Genomic DNA, 14,306 nt, shown 5'->3' on the forward strand with positions numbered 1-14,306 from the left:
CTCACTGCTCCTGGGTCGTTGTGGTGGCAGAGCGGGCGGCAAGTTCACGGCCGGCGTCGAGGTAACTCATGGCGCCACGTGAACCCGGGTCGTAATCGAGAACTGTCATCCCGTATCCGGGAGCCTCGGACACCTTCACGCTGCGCGGAATCACAGCGCGCAAAACGGCCTCACCGAAGTGTTTGCGTACTTCTTCAGCGACCTGGTCGGCCAGCTTGGTCCGTCCGTCGTACATCGTCAGTAGGACGGTGGAGACATGCAGATCCGGGTTGAGATGCGCCTGGACGAGTTCGATGTTGCGGAGCAACTGACCGACCCCCTCGAGAGCGTAGTACTCGCACTGGATCGGGATCAGCACTTCCTTGGCAGCGACCATCGCGTTGACGGTCAGCAGTCCCAGCGAGGGCGGGCAGTCGATGAGGACGAAGTCGACGTCGAGCTCTGCGAGCACCTTGTCGTTGAGCGCGCCTTTGAGTCGATTCTCGCGGGCGACCATGGAGACCAATTCGATCTCGGCGCCTGCCAGATCGATCGTCGCGGGTATGCAGAGAAGCCGCTCACTGTGCGGGCTGGTCTGGATCGCCTCCGGGGCCTTCACTTCGCCTATGAGCAACTCGTAGCTCGACGGGGTGCCGGAGGTATGGACGACGCCCAGCGCCGTGCTGGCGTTGCCCTGAGGGTCCAAATCGACTACCAGGACCGTGAGTCCTTGAAGAGCGAGCGCTGACGCAAGGTTCACCGTGGTCGTCGTCTTGCCGACGCCACCCTTCTGGTTCGCGATGGTGATCACGCGGCGGAACGCCGGCTTCGGCAGTGTCACCGAATGGGGATGAAGCACCTGGCTCGCTCGATGCGCAGCGGCCCCGATGGGAGTCTCCTCCGAAGAGATCGCCGCATAGGGGGCGGTGAAATTGTCGTCGTCGTTGACGATCTGATCCGCACCCGCGCTCGTGTGCTGCTTCGGTGTTTCACGTGAAACGGCGGATTCAGATCGACCCGACATTGACTGCTCCTTCGATTGGGAATCGATCACTAGGTGCTCTCATCATCTGTACATTGTTCTCGATTGCATGCGTGCAAATCATCAACGCTGGCGACGCTTCGGGAGACGTTCGGCCTTCACCACCACCGTGGGGGTGCGGAGAATCTTGGCTCCACATTCGAGTATTTCCAACTTACCTGCGCCCAACTTGGTGAGCGCCGTACGGTCCCGCTCGATCTCCTCGGCGGCGCTGGAGCCCTTGAGCGCAAGCATCCGACCGTGCTCGTGGATGAGTGGAAGGGACCAACGGGCAAGCTTCTCGAGGGGCGCCACAGCACGCGAGGTAACCACGTCCGCGCCGCCCGCTTCCTTCACAACACCTGATTCCTCGGCTCGCCCTCGGACAACCAAGACGTCCAATCCGTTGGACTCGATGAACTCAGCGAGGTACACCGAGCGTCGAAGCAACGGTTCGACCAGAGTCACCTTCAAATCCGGGCGGGCGATTGCGAGAGGGATACCGGGTAGGCCGGCGCCGCTTCCAACGTCCACAACCGACTCACCTTCGGCAATCAACTCACCGATGACAGCGCAATTGAGAAGGTGCCGCTCCCACAGCCGAGGAACTTCACGAGGACCAATCAGCCCGCGCTCGACACCATCAGTCGCCAGGGATTGGTAATACCGTTCCGCGATCTCATATCTGTCACCGAACACTGCGCGCGCAGTCTCTTGTTCGTCCCAGTCAACCGACGCCGCACCATTCTGTTCCACGTGAAACATCCTCCCGCGTAAACCGCGAAATCAACAATCAAGACCGAAATCATTATCCGCTCTGGAGCCGACATGTGTTCGCTTCTGCACACCGACTCGCTGTGAGTCTGCCGACTCGTTCATTCTTTGGGAAGTATTCGGCCCAAAATTCAAGCGGGGGAGGGGAGGGGTTCACGTTCCACGTGAAACATTGCACTGACAAATCTCTCACTTCTGAGGCGTTTCACGTGAAACATGGCCCGGCGATCGAATGCAGATAGCAACGCGATTCTGAGTATCATCACAGTGACGAAACTGGCATGGGTAGTTACATGGATGGAATTCTGACCCAAAATGGACACTTTTCAACGAAAAGTGGTTGCCGAAATTGCTCCCGTTGGCCTGCGGAGCTGACTCGGTCAGTCTGACCCAGTCTGTTTTTGGACGCGGATGATCTTCGATTTCCAAGTCCCGGACAGCTGCGGTATCTCATCGCCGGTTGCAACGAGCCATTCATCCGTCGGCTTGACACTCCCGTTGCGGGGGACCGGAGACTTGGCATCACAAACCGAGAATCAATCCAAGGAGCTTCGCACCACAGGATGCGAATCGGGGAGTTCGCACTCGCCTCTGGACTGACAGTGAAAGCACTACGCAACGACGGCCTCGACATCGACGTCGTCGTAGAAGCATCTCGCGCAACCCGCACTAGATAACTTCCTTCATCGAAGGACACCGAGCACATGTCGCTGACGAACACGCGCAACAAGATGCTGACGCAGCGCAAGGGTCTGCGTTTATCGACTCACTTGAACTCGACTGCACCGTGCACCGTCGTTCCATGCTGGCTCAACACTGGGTTGGAATCCAACACGAAATCCGGAACCTCGCACTCGAATAGGTTGGTCGAAGCTGAGGTCGTCGAAGTTCTGTTCTGCTAGTGGACTGCCCAGATCCCCGCCGAGCCAGTTGGCATCTCCGGAACGATCTTCGAATCCGGCACACTCCCGGCGCGCGACGAGCTGTTCGTGACACTCGAAACATCCGAAGACGATTCCGATCTCGGCGATCTGGGCGCCGAAACCGCACAGATCGCGATGATCGATCAAGCAAACGGTGACGGACTGAAGTTGGTTCACGGCAGCATCCGTCAGGTTGGGGTTCTCGCTGACGACGGCACACCCGAAGCAATTGAACTCGTGATCGCCATCCAATAGGCGTCCAATACCAATCTGGGATAGAGATCGAGGGCTCGGGGCAACAACCATCGATCCGGTTTCACGTGAAACGAAGGGCCGACCATTCCAGCTGGGGGAGGGGAGGGGCTCACATGTAGTACGGCATGTTTTCGATCGAATATCCGAACATGCACAGTGCGCCGCCGACAGCCAAGAAGGCAATGATGAAGCTGAGCATGACTGCTCTCCCGGATCGCCATGCCAGTGCAAGCGGAATGAATACGACGGCGACTACTCCCAGCGGCAACAACCAGCAGAGCCAGTACTCCACACCGCCCGGCGGGAAGGACTGGACTTCCATTCTCTGCTGCAGTTCGAAGACCACGGGCCAATAGCTCAGGCCGCACACGAGCATCCCGATCAAAGCACCCAAGACCATCAATCCGAGAGGGAATCCGGAGCGCTCGTGCGACATGTCGACAACGATAGGTACCTAACCTTCACCGTGCCGCCGGTGGCGATGCGAGTGACCGAGCGTATCGCCGAATGTGCCAAGCCGGCCGCGCCCGCGCATCCAATAGTTGCACTTCCGCGACCGGGTGACCGGATCTGGAGACCTCCATCTTCGTACGACACCGTTGCAGCAGGGCAGCGAACTTCCGGTTGACACCCGGCTCAGCCCGCCGGGGCTTCGAACACCAGCCTGACCTCGGTCACTTGGTAGTTCGCCCGCGCGAACGCCGCGGCCATGGGCGTGTTGGGCACGTCCGTGGTCGCGGTGATGCGATCGGCACCATCGGCCGCGCGAACGCGGGCGATTTCGCAGAGGATGTCGTCCACGTAGCGGCACCCGCGCAGCTCTGGCACTACTCCGAGGTATCCGACGTTGCGGTGGTAGGGCGTCGCGGACGGGATCGCGAAGCCGACCAGCGTCCCTTCCATGGTCTCCGCCAGCCGCCACCACGATCGTTCGCCGGGGCACGACCGGTAGAACTCAAGATCGTCCCGGGCCTGGCTGACGACGTCCGTCGCCGCGATGCCTCGTTGCGTGGCGACGTCCAGGCTGCCGACAGCGACCCGCTGGAACACCGCGAGGAACTCCTCATCGGAGGCGGGACGGAAAATCAGACGCTCGGAGGGGGCGGGCACACCGGCCGCAGGCGTCCACTCGAAACGCAGCCGCTCGATGATCTCGGTCAGTCCGGCCGCCTGGGCCGCCAGGACACGGCGTCTGCGACGGCGGAATCCGCGTCTTGCCGGGCGGTCGGCACGACCAGCACATACTCAGGCTTCGCGTGGAACTCGGCGTGTGCCCGCGACATGAGTTCGGCGGCAAGCGCGACACGATCCGGCACGTCAGCCAGCACGTGGAGGAAATCAAGGGCGAGCGGACGCTCGCTGTCCTCACGCCCCCACCACAGGGCACGCGCAACGATCCTGGAGCCGTCAACGGCGAACCACCTCCATTCCGGACGAAGCCGTCCGGCCGCCACCTCTTCCCGGAGCGAGTCAGCATCGACGAACCCGACCGGATCGTTCACCGCGAACCCCACGGGCTCTTCCAGCTCGGCCCGTGTCGCGGGTCGGATCAGCACCATTGCTTCCCTTCGTGACGCTTCATTGGCGACTGGTTCCGAAATAGAGATCGGACATGGCGACGAGTACGCGCCGGTCCGCGCCGAACGGTTCACGCCATCAATCCGAGAGGGATTCCGGAGCGCTCGTGCGACATGTCGACAACGATAGGTACCTAACCTTCACCGTGCCGCCGGATTCGGTTTCACGTGAAACACCTCTCGGACACAAAAGCGGGCCCCGGAAAATCCGGGGCCCGCGTTCGTTCAAGGGGGAGCGTCAGTCTTTGAGGACAACCACTCGACGAGACGGCTCAGCGCCTTCGCTCTCGCTGGAAACACCGGCGACCTTGGCGACGGCGTCGTGCACGATCTTGCGTTCGAACGGCGTCATCGGAGCAAGCTCCTCGCGTTCGCCGGTCTCGAGAACACGATGTGCTGCTTCCGCACCGAGAGCACTGAGTGCTTCGCGACGGCCTGCACGCCAGCCGGCGATGTCGAGCATCAAGCGGCTGCGCTCTCCGGTCGACTGCTGAACTGCCAGACGAGTCAGCTCCTGGAGAGCATCCAGAACCTCACCCTTGCGTCCCACGAGCTTGGTCAGGTCGTCGCCGCCGTCGATGCTGACGATCGCCCGATCGCCCTCGACGTCAAGGTCGATGTCTCCGTCGAAATCGAGAACGTCGAGCAACTGCTCGAGGTAGTCGCCGGCGATCTCGCCCTCTTCGATCAGGTCATCATCGGAATCTTCGATGTCTACATCCACATCGGTAACCGGCGCAGTGGTCTCGGTGCTCACGTCTGCGTTCTCTCCATCCACAACGATGTCAGCTTCACTGGACATTGGTCGTTCTCTTTCCTGGATCAGCGCCGTTTATTGCGCTTGGGGGAGTTGCCGCGGTTGCTCTGTGGCCGGTTCTGTTTAGGTTTCGACGTGGACCCACCACTGGAACCCGAGGGCTTCGGCTGTGGCTTCTTGAGCGAAACTTCCGGTGCGTCGCCGTCGTCGTCAGCTGATTCCGCGGTCTTCAGCGCAGCCGGGGATCCCTTCTTCTTATTGGGATCCGGACGGGCACCGGGCTTGGGCGCATTGTCGTTGCGGCGAGTGATCGCTTCCTGCTTCTTGGCTTCTTCTTCGGCGTCGATCTTGCGGAAGACGAGGTGCTGCTGACCATAGGTCCAGATGTTGTTCGACACCCAGTACAGGAGGATCGCGATCGGGAGGAACGGTCCACCGACCAGAACGCCGAGCGGGAAGACGTACAGCGCGAGCTTGTTCATGATCGCCGACTGCGGATTCGCGGCAGCTGCTTCACTCTGACGGGCAACGGAAGCGCGTGAGTTGAAGTGCGTCGCGATGCTGGCGATGATCATCAGCGGAGCGGCCACGAGAATGATGTTCAGGCGTGACGGAAGCTCGGGAACGTTCTCGGTGACGTAAGCCTGAAGCTGCGCGACCGGCGTCGTGATCGCGGCCGAGATGGGCGCGCCGAACAGACGAGCATCCAGGAATGACTGGACGTCAGTGGCCGAGAAGACGTAGTTCGGGGTGTTGAGGTTGTCCTCGGCGCTCATGCCCAGCTGGCCCATGCCGGTGCCGGTGCGGTTGAACGAGCGCAGGACGTGGAACAGACCGATGAATACCGGGGCCTGAGCCAAGACCGGAAGGCAGCCCATGATCGGGTTGAATCCGTGCTCCTTCTGGAGCTTCTGCATCTCGGTGGCCTGGCGCTGGCGGTCGCCCGAATACTTCTTCTGCAATGCCTTGATCTGCGGCTGCAATTCCTGCATCTGGCGGGTCGTGCGGACCTGCTTCACGAACGGCTTGTACAGAACCGCACGCAAGGTGAACACCAGGAACACCACGGAAAGCGCCCAGGCTATTCCGTTGTCCGGGCCGAGAATGAACCCGAAGACCTTGTGCCAGACCCACAGAATCGCGGATACCGGATAGTAAATGAAATTGAGCACGGCTCTAAGTACTCCTCTGTTCGTCCGTCGGACTGTGACACGCTGCGCGTGCTTCCGGACAGCTATGGCGGCTACCCGCATCACGGTCACGACGGGCAGGGACAGGGTCCCACCCTCCAGAATGCCAGGGGGCACACTTCGCCAACCGCACCACAGTCAAGAAAAGGCCTTTGATCGCCCCGTGAGTGCGCAGCGCTTCGACTGCGTATTCACTGCAGGTGGGGGTGAACCGGCAGGTCGGCATCCTCAAGGGCGACACATACGTCCGGTACAACTCGATACAGAAGATGAGAACAGTGGCGGGAGCGCGACGCACAGCCTTCAACACCGTGATGACACGGGAGGCTCTGGGAGTCTCGATCTGCTCAGAGAGCGGAGTACTCATGGCTCTTCACTTACCGACACCAATAGGTTCATTTTGGTCAGGCCCCCACGCAACTGCTTGGCCAGTTCGGCTGAACTGGCGGTAGCTGCGCCCGGAAGTGCGCGGATAACCACGTCTGTCTCCGGCGAAACCTGTCCGACGAAATCTGCACAGATATGACGAAGCCGGCGTGCGACTCGATGTCGAATCACCGCCGGCCCGACAGCCTTGCTCACGATCAGCCCGAAACGGGGACCGTGATTTGTTACTACCAGCGCCTCTACTTGCTCGCGATTGAACGCGTGCACGACAAGGTCGCGTCTTCCCATACGACGCCCACGTCGCGTCGCCACGGAGAAATCCGCGTGGCGACGCAACCGGAACGGCTCAGGCAACACCCCGAGCTCCTGAACTCGAAATCAGATCAGGCGGTGAGGGAATCGCGGCCCTTACGGCGACGCGCCGAAACGATTGCACGACCCGCACGGGTACGCATACGAAGACGGAAGCCGTGAACACGCGCGCGGCGGCGATTATTCGGCTGGAACGTCCGCTTGCCCTTGGCCACGGTCAACACTCCTCGAAGTTCATTGACGCCTCCCGGCGTCATTCAGTGATCGACGCCTTACGGCGCCTTTGGATCCAACAGGTACAGAACAATCAACTTCACTCGTTGTGGCTTGGAAGACCGATCCGACCTGACATATGTAGCCAGCACGAAGCGATCACCACCAGCGGGTGACCGTTCGAGGTTACTTACCACCGTTGCCAAGGTCAAACCAGCCCGATTCGAAGCCCTTCCGCGGCAACTGCGACGACACGCCGACAGTTGCATTATTCCGCAGATTCCCAAACTGGTGTGCATACGGCCGTGACCTCGAGCGAGGCGGCAAGTGTGACCTTGGCAACAGTTCCGCTACGGACTGCAGGTGGCCCGCACGCAAGCCGGACAGTTCCACCTGCGCGTGCTCTCCACAAGGCCTCATCAGCACATACGGGCATGAGCGCCGGACGCGACCCCGAATCCCGAGTTTCCACATTCATCCACAGGGCTGTGAGTGTTGACGCATCCCCGACACCAAGTGGCGAACGCCTCGAGTTCCCACAAAGTTGCAGGTAGATCAATTTCTCGGTCACTTCAGCGAATTTGGTTGACGAAAAAACCGACTCAGTGCAGGTTTGTCCACATCTGTGGATAATTGTGTGGAAACACAGCCCAGGTGGCATATTCGTAGCCTGTTACGGGGTTCTCACCCCGGGTGGTAATCCACCGAATCATTCGACGCCGCAGCCATACGCTCGGCAGCTGCAGCACACCCACTGTCGGCGAAACACGGGAAGGAACCACGTGAACGACGATCCCAACGCGCTCGCACGGGTCTGGGTCGACGTGGTTGCAGAACTCACGAGTGATGACCCCGGAAGTAATCTTCCGGCTTTGAGCAGCAAGCAGAAGGCGTTTGTCCGTCTGGTGAGGCCTCTCACACTTGCTCAGGGTTTTGCACTCCTCTCGGTTCCATCGCCATTTGCTCAAGAAACGATCGAGCGCGATCTACGCGAGCCGATCCTGCAGGCACTCGGACGCCATCTCGGCGGTCAGGTCGAAGGACTCGGTGTCCGCATCGCACTCGAAGACGATGCCGACGCACCCGCCGAACCGGTCGAGGAGCGCACGGGCAGCCGTCAGTTCGAGTCGGTCAACAGCTCGGGCGCATACCGTCGTCGCAGATTCACCGAAGGCGACGGCGAACCGTCGGACTCCGAGACTGCCGAGACCGAAGAAGTCGACGACGACCGCGAAGCACTCGCGAGCGTTCACGAATCGTGGCCGTCGTACTTCACGAAGCCGCCCGCTACTCCTTCTGCTTCGGGGTCCGGCGCCAACAGCCTCAACGCGAAGTACACCTTCGACACTTTTGTGATCGGTTCGTCCAACCGATTCGCTCATGCCGCTGCCGTCGCGATCGCGGAGGCGCCGGCGCGTGCCTACAACCCCTTGTTCATCTGGGGAGCTTCGGGACTGGGCAAGACGCATCTTCTTCACGCCGCCGGCCACTACGCACAGCGCCTGTTCCCTGGCATGAGGGTCAAGTACGTCTCGACCGAAGAATTCACCAACGACTTCATCAACAGTCTTCGTGACGACCGCAAGGTCGCGTTCAAGCGTCGCTACCGAGAAACGGATGTCCTGCTGGTCGACGACATCCAGTTCATCGAGGGCAAGGAAGGTATTCAGGAGGAGTTCTTCCATACCTTCAACACCTTGCACAACGCGAACAAGCAGATCGTCGTTTCCTCGGACCGCCCGCCCAAGCAGTTGGCAACTCTCGAGGAGCGTCTGCGGACGCGCTTCGAATGGGGCCTGATCACCGACGTTCAGCCGCCTGAGCTCGAGACGCGTATCGCGATTCTGAGCAAGAAGGCGCGGATGGATCGCCTCGAGGTCCCGCACGACGTCCTCGAGCTGATTGCCAGCCGTATCGAGCGCAACATTCGTGAACTCGAGGGCGCGTTGATCCGCGTCACCGCTTTTGCCTCGCTCAACCGTCAGCCGTTGGATCTGACGTTGGCCGAGGTGGTCCTGCGAGATCTGATGCCCGATTCGTCGAGCCTCGAGATCAACGCGGCGACGATCATGGCGGTGACGGCCGAATACTTCAACATGTCGATCGACGACCTGTGTGGGCCGGGTAAGGCCCGGCCGCTCGCTCAGGCCCGCCAGATCTCGATGTATCTGTGCCGTGAGCTCACTGATTTGTCATTGCCGAAGATCGGTCAGACGTTCGGCCGTGACCACACCACGGTCATGTACGCCGACAAGAAGATCCGTAAGGAAATGACGGAACGCCGCAAGGTGTACGACCAGGTTCAGGAGTTGACCGCAAGGATCAAGCAGCGCTCCAAGCGTTGACCTGCACTTATTTCGATCGATGCCGCTCGAGGCAGAGGTTTCCCTCGAGCGGCATCGGTGTATTCGAAGGGTTCCACGTGCGGTCCCCTCGAGGGCGGTTGTCCTCCTCGAGAGACGACACGCCGGAGTCAGACACGCCGATGAGAACAAACTCTTCGTTTCTTGTGAAAAGTATTCACATCTGTGGATAACTGTGTTGATAACTCTGGAAGTCTGTGGAGTTCTCGAGGAGGAATCCGAAAACTTTCAGAGAGTGCACAGAGGGGGTCGATTGGTCCTCGAGTCTGTCCTCGAGAAGTGCACAGGTCCTCGAGGGGACCTACCAGCGTCGACAACCGTTGCTCCACAGATTGCACAGGACTTATTACTACTACTGAGAATTTCCTAGGAAAAGCTCTTTGAAAATAGTTCTGGGGACAACTCCTGTTGAGAACCTCGCCTCAGGCTGCGCTCGTCCCGGCTTCGGCTTTCCACTTGCGCCCTCGAGGGCATACGGTGGGCATCGCTTGGTCTGTGTCAGACTTCAAGTGAGCTGATGCAGATCCGCAGCAGACGAACATGCCTACCGAGAGGAATAACCCGGCGATGGAGCTTGGAAGCCTGAAGTTTCGCGTTTCCCGGGAAGAGTTCGCTGATTCAGTAGCGTGGGTTGCTCGTAGCCTGCCCTCGAGGCCGCCCGTGCCGGTTCTCGGCGGAGTTCTTCTCGACGCAACCGAAGCCGGGCTCACCGTTTCCGGGTTCGACTACGAGGTATCCGCGCAGGTCCGCGTCTCGGCAGATGTCACCACTGCAGGTCAGGCACTCGTCTCCGGTCGCCTCCTTGCCGATATCACCAAGTCGCTTCCCAACAAGCCGGTCGATGTGACCCTCGAGGGCACTCGCGTGCTCATCTCGTGCGGAAGCGCCAAGTTCTCCCTGCCCACGATGCCGGTCGAGGACTACCCCCAGCTTCCGACGCTTCCGCAGCAGTCCGGGTCCATTCCCGTCGACCTGTTCTCCGAAGCCATCAGCCAGGTAGCCGTTGCAGCCGGCAAGGACGACACCCTTCCGATGCTCACGGGTATCCGTGTCGAGATCGAACAGAATTCGATCGTCCTCGCCGCTACCGACCGCTTCCGTCTCGCCGTGCGTGAACTCGAGTGGACTCCAGCAAACCCGGACGTCCAGGCAGCTGTTCTCATCCCGGCCAAGACTCTGTCCGAGTCCGCGAAAACGCTTGCCGGCAATGCAAATTCGCCGGTCGAGTTGGCTCTCGGTTCCGGTACGACCATCGGAAACGACGGACTCCTCGGCATCGTCAACGACGGACGCCGCACCACGACGCGTCTCCTCGACGCCGAGTTCCCGAAGTTCCGTCAGTTGCTTCCCGCTCAGCACACCGCGATGGCAACGGTCGAGGTCACGCCTCTCATCGAGGCCATCAAGCGTGTAGCACTCGTCGCCGAGCGTGGCGCACAGGTTCGCATGCAGTTCTCCGCTGACGGCCTGCTCCTCTCCGCTGGTGGCGACGACGCCGGTCGCGCGGAAGAAACGCTCAACGCGTCGTTCCAGGGCGAAGCACTCACCATTGCGTTCAACCCCGGTTACCTGATCGACGGGTTGAACTCGCTTCACAGCGAGAACGTTCTGTTCGGCTTCACCACTCCCAGCCGTCCGGCTGTTCTTCGCCCCGCGGCTGAGGAAGAGCCCACGGCGGACGAGTCCGGTAACTTCGCTGCGCCCTCGAGCGAATACACGTACCTGCTGATGCCGGTTCGCCTTCCGGGCTGAGTGGTACCCCGCACTTCAGTTCGCGCCTGACCAGGGAGAACAGTATGAAGATCGGACTCGTAGGTCTCGGCAAGATGGGTTTCAACATGCGTGAGCGCTTGCGCGCGCATGGCCTCGAGGTGATCGGATACGACCCTCGACCAGAAGTCACCGATGTCGGGTCACTTACCGAACTCGCTGCTTCCCTCGAGGGACCTCGAGTCGTCTGGGTGATGGTTCCGGCTGGTGACATCACCCAGAGCACCATTGCCGAACTGGCGGATGCCCTCGAGGGCGGCGATCTGGTCATCGACGGTGGAAACTCTCGCTACACCGACGACGCTGTCCATGCTGAGCTGTTGGGCGCCCGTGGGATCGGTTTCCTCGACTGCGGTGTCTCCGGTGGCATCTGGGGCCGTGAGAACGGCTACGGCCTGATGGTGGGCGGATCCAAGCCCGACGTGGCGAAGGCAATGCCGATCTTCGACGCTCTTCGCCCCGACGGCGACGCTGCAGACGGCTTTGTCCACGCAGGCCCGGTCGGTGCTGGTCATTACGCGAAGATGGTGCACAACGGCATCGAATACGGCCTGATGCAGGCGTATGCCGAAGGGTACGAGCTCCTCGAGGCGGAAAGCCTGATCGCGGACGTTCCCGGTGTGCTCCGAGCCTGGTCGAAGGGAACCGTTGTACGTTCGTGGTTGCTCGATCTGCTTGTCGACGCCCTCGAGGAGGATCCGGAGCTTGCGCAGATCACGGGCTATACCGAGGATTCCGGTGAGGGCCGCTGGACGGTAGAGGAAGCCATCAAGCACGCGGTCCCCGCTCCTGTCATCTCTGCTGCGCTGTTCGCGAGATTTGCTTCGCGACAGGATGATTCACCGGCCATGAAGGCAGTGTCGGCCTTGCGCAATCAGTTCGGTGGTCACGCGGTCAAGAGCGCTTCGCCCAAGAATTCGGCTTCTGGAAGCTAAGTGTTCGTTCGTAGATTTTCGCTGCGTGACTTCCGATCCTGGGATTCGCTGACGCTCGACCTCACGCCGGGAACAACCGTGTTCCTCGGTTCGAACGGGCACGGAAAAACAAACGTCCTCGAGTCGCTCGGGTATCTGTCGACGCTGTCGTCACATCGAGTGTCCGCGGATGCACCGATGATCCGCAGCGGTTCCGCCAGTGCCTTCGCCGGTGCAACGGTGGTCAACAACGGGCGCGAACTGACCATCGATGTCGAACTGATCGAGGGAAAGTCCAACCGCGCCAGGATAAATCAGTCTCCGACGCGTCGTCCGCGTGAAGTTCTGGGGATTCTGCAGTCGGTGATGTTCGCGCCGGAGGATTTGTCGTTGGTACGCGGCGATCCTGGTGATCGTCGACGCTATCTCGACGAGTTGTTGACGTCCCGGATTCCCCGAATGGCCTCTGTCCGTGCGGATTACGACAAGGTGCTACGCCAGCGTTCGGCGCTACTCAAAACTGCCGGCGCGGCTTTGCGTCGCGGTTCCCGTGGTGGCGAGTCCGACAACGTTCTCTCCACCCTCGAGGTGTGGGACGGGCATCTGGCCGCTCACGGCGCACAATTGTTGGCCGGGCGCCTCGAGTTGGTCCACGATCTGGCGCCGCATCTGGCAGAGTCGTATCGTTCCATCGCACCCGAATCCCGGCCGGCGTCGATTCGATACAAGAGCAGCCTGGGTGCGTCGTTGGATCCCGAATTCACCGACCCCGCAAGGATTTCCGGTATCGATGACGTTCCGTACCTCGAGGAGCGATTTCATCTCGAGTTGGCGCAGATGCGGTCGAAGGAAATCGATCGTGGAGTGTGTCTGGTCGGTCCGCATCGGGATGATCTGGAGCTGATTCTCGGCGACAGTCCGGCGAAAGGCTTTGCCAGCCATGGTGAATCGTGGTCTTTTGCGCTTTCGCTGAGACTGGCAGGTTTTGCCCTACTGCGGGCAGACGGCAGCGACCCGGTCCTGATGCTGGACGACGTCTTCGCGGAATTGGACAGGCGTCGCCGTCGTGCGCTCGCCACTGTTGCCGCCACCGCAGAACAGGTACTGATCACGGCTGCGGTTCCCGAAGATGTGCCGGACGAACTCGAGGCGGCCAAGTTCGGCGTCGAAGCCTCAGATACCGGAGACGGTCGGATATCCCGGATAGTGCCCGTAGGCTCGACAGATCAGGAGGTCGAGTTCGATGACTGAAGACAGCAGCGCGGCTCCGGAGCCCGAGCTCAAAGGGATCGATCTGGCGCGCCGCGCCCTCGAGGAGGCGCGTGCGACGGCCAAGGCCAATGGCAAGGCCGTTGGGCAGGGACGTTCGTCGCCCAAATACGGAAGCGGCCGCCCGCGTCGGCGCAGCGGTTGGTCGGGCCCTGGCCCGGATGCGCGGGACCCTCAGCCGTTCGGTGCTCTCACCAGTGCGATCTCCAAGTCGCGTGGGTGGTCCCCCAAGGTGTCCGAGGGCACGGTCCTCGGACGGTGGCCGCAGGTCGTCGGTGAAGACATCTCTGCCCATGCCGAGCCGATTTCCCTGAAAGAAGGTGTACTCAGCATCTCCGCCGAGTCGACGGCGTGGGCGACCCAGCTGCGCATGATGCAGTCGCAGATCCTGGCAAAAATTGCCGCTGCCGTGGGTGACGGTGTCGTGAAGACGCTGCGCATCACCGGACCGAGCGCGCCGAGCTGGCGCAAGGGTGAAAGGCATGTGAAAGGCCGCGGACCTCGCGATACGTACGGCTGAGGAAAACTCAACCAGGCTCTGGTTCTACCTATTACTTCGTGTTACAGTTAAAACTCGCTAGTGAGTGAACTGTGTCACAAGG

The 14,306-nt window shown here is 60.8% G+C and carries 16 protein-coding genes; 6 read left to right on the forward strand and 10 right to left on the reverse strand.

Translation table 11 applies throughout. The features are described 5' to 3' along the window. Position 1: 1 nt before the first annotated feature. Both ACSW29_RS01590 and rsmG read right to left on the reverse strand, forming a co-directional pair. Entirely contained in the window at positions 2-1,003 is a 1,002-nt protein-coding gene (locus tag ACSW29_RS01590; protein WP_003942510.1) for a ParA family protein, read from the reverse strand. A gap of 81 nt (positions 1,004-1,084) precedes the next feature. Next, positions 1,085-1,765: a 16S rRNA (guanine(527)-N(7))-methyltransferase RsmG gene (rsmG, locus tag ACSW29_RS01595; protein ID WP_019746204.1), complete on the reverse strand. Its 681-nt coding sequence runs from the start codon at positions 1,763-1,765 to the stop codon at positions 1,085-1,087. Between the two features lie 998 nt (positions 1,766-2,763). Here rsmG and ACSW29_RS01600 point away from each other — a divergent pair. Beyond that, the gene (locus ACSW29_RS01600) at positions 2,764-2,952 is read left to right on the forward strand and encodes a hypothetical protein (RefSeq protein ID WP_448276205.1); all 189 of its coding nucleotides are present in this window, start codon (positions 2,764-2,766) and stop codon (positions 2,950-2,952) included. A gap of 109 nt (positions 2,953-3,061) precedes the next feature. Here the strand turns inward: ACSW29_RS01600 and ACSW29_RS01605 are convergent, their stop codons facing one another. From ACSW29_RS01605 to rpmH, 8 genes are all read right to left on the reverse strand, one after another. Then, positions 3,062-3,388 (reverse strand): hypothetical protein, encoded by a 327-nt coding sequence (locus ACSW29_RS01605; protein WP_448276206.1) that lies wholly within the window; start codon positions 3,386-3,388, stop codon positions 3,062-3,064. 200 nt (positions 3,389-3,588) lie between these two features. Further along, complete coding sequence (locus tag ACSW29_RS01610) at positions 3,589-4,062, reverse strand: GNAT family N-acetyltransferase (protein WP_448276207.1); 474 nt, start codon at positions 4,060-4,062, stop codon at positions 3,589-3,591. A 47-nt stretch (positions 4,063-4,109) separates the two neighbouring features. Continuing rightward, entirely contained in the window at positions 4,110-4,466 is a 357-nt protein-coding gene (locus ACSW29_RS01615; protein WP_448276208.1) for a hypothetical protein, read from the reverse strand. 301 nt (positions 4,467-4,767) lie between these two features. Beyond that, a complete protein-coding gene (locus ACSW29_RS01620; RefSeq protein WP_448276209.1) occupies positions 4,768-5,331 on the reverse strand; it encodes a Jag family protein in 564 nt (187 codons plus the stop codon). Positions 5,332-5,351: 20 nt separating this feature from the next. Continuing rightward, entirely contained in the window at positions 5,352-6,458 is a 1,107-nt protein-coding gene (gene yidC / locus ACSW29_RS01625) for a membrane protein insertase YidC (RefSeq protein ID WP_347872414.1), read from the reverse strand. A gap of 4 nt (positions 6,459-6,462) precedes the next feature. After that, positions 6,463-6,843, reverse strand: coding sequence for a membrane protein insertion efficiency factor YidD (gene yidD, locus ACSW29_RS01630; RefSeq protein ID WP_007729147.1), 381 nt, complete (start codon positions 6,841-6,843; stop codon positions 6,463-6,465). Next, positions 6,840-7,220, reverse strand: a complete 381-nt coding sequence (gene rnpA / locus ACSW29_RS01635) for a ribonuclease P protein component (RefSeq protein WP_230816196.1) — start codon at positions 7,218-7,220, stop codon at positions 6,840-6,842. Before rnpA ends, yidD begins: the two co-directional genes overlap by 4 nt. 26 nt (positions 7,221-7,246) lie before the next feature. Further along, on the reverse strand, positions 7,247-7,390 hold the full coding sequence (gene rpmH, locus ACSW29_RS01640) for a 50S ribosomal protein L34 (protein ID WP_003942540.1): 144 nt from the start codon (positions 7,388-7,390) through the stop codon (positions 7,247-7,249). Positions 7,391-8,170: 780 nt separating this feature from the next. Here rpmH and dnaA point away from each other — a divergent pair. The 5 genes from dnaA to ACSW29_RS01665 all read left to right on the forward strand — a co-directional run bounded on the left by dnaA (position 8,171) and on the right by ACSW29_RS01665 (position 14,224). Further along, the gene (gene dnaA / locus ACSW29_RS01645) at positions 8,171-9,733 is read left to right on the forward strand and encodes a chromosomal replication initiator protein DnaA (RefSeq protein ID WP_003942491.1); all 1,563 of its coding nucleotides are present in this window, start codon (positions 8,171-8,173) and stop codon (positions 9,731-9,733) included. 585 nt (positions 9,734-10,318) lie between these two features. Continuing rightward, a complete protein-coding gene (gene dnaN, locus ACSW29_RS01650) occupies positions 10,319-11,503 on the forward strand; it encodes a DNA polymerase III subunit beta (RefSeq protein WP_007729165.1) in 1,185 nt (394 codons plus the stop codon). Positions 11,504-11,547: 44 nt separating this feature from the next. Beyond that, positions 11,548-12,456 carry a phosphogluconate dehydrogenase (NAD(+)-dependent, decarboxylating) gene (gene gnd / locus ACSW29_RS01655; RefSeq protein ID WP_448276210.1) on the forward strand — a complete coding sequence of 303 codons (909 nt, stop codon included), beginning with the start codon at positions 11,548-11,550 and terminating at the stop codon, positions 12,454-12,456. Continuing rightward, on the forward strand, positions 12,457-13,686 hold the full coding sequence (gene recF, locus ACSW29_RS01660; protein ID WP_448276211.1) for a DNA replication/repair protein RecF: 1,230 nt from the start codon (positions 12,457-12,459) through the stop codon (positions 13,684-13,686). Then, positions 13,679-14,224, forward strand: coding sequence for a DUF721 family protein (locus tag ACSW29_RS01665; RefSeq protein WP_003942471.1), 546 nt, complete (start codon positions 13,679-13,681; stop codon positions 14,222-14,224). The genes recF and ACSW29_RS01665 overlap by 8 nt, the downstream gene beginning before the upstream one ends. Positions 14,225-14,306 lie beyond the last annotated feature (82 nt).

Source organism: Rhodococcus sp. GB-02 (assembly GCF_053470465.1).

Bases quoted from the DNA above. Each gene is read 5' to 3' on its own strand.
- yidD (WP_007729147.1), bottom strand. From the start codon at position 6,843: ATGAGTACTCCGCTCTCTGAGCAGATCGAGACTCCCAGAGCCTCCCGT.
- gnd (WP_448276210.1), top strand. From the start codon at position 11,548: ATGAAGATCGGACTCGTAGGTCTCGGCAAGATGGGTTTCAACATGCGT.
- rsmG (WP_019746204.1), bottom strand. From the start codon at position 1,765: ATGTTTCACGTGGAACAGAATGGTGCGGCGTCGGTTGACTGGGACGAA.
- ACSW29_RS01620 (WP_448276209.1), bottom strand. From the start codon at position 5,331: ATGTCCAGTGAAGCTGACATCGTTGTGGATGGAGAGAACGCAGACGTG.
- ACSW29_RS01665 (WP_003942471.1), top strand. From the start codon at position 13,679: ATGACTGAAGACAGCAGCGCGGCTCCGGAGCCCGAGCTCAAAGGGATC.
- dnaN (WP_007729165.1), top strand. From the start codon at position 10,319: ATGGAGCTTGGAAGCCTGAAGTTTCGCGTTTCCCGGGAAGAGTTCGCT.
- ACSW29_RS01605 (WP_448276206.1), bottom strand. From the start codon at position 3,388: ATGTCGCACGAGCGCTCCGGATTCCCTCTCGGATTGATGGTCTTGGGT.
- ACSW29_RS01590 (WP_003942510.1), bottom strand. From the start codon at position 1,003: ATGTCGGGTCGATCTGAATCCGCCGTTTCACGTGAAACACCGAAGCAG.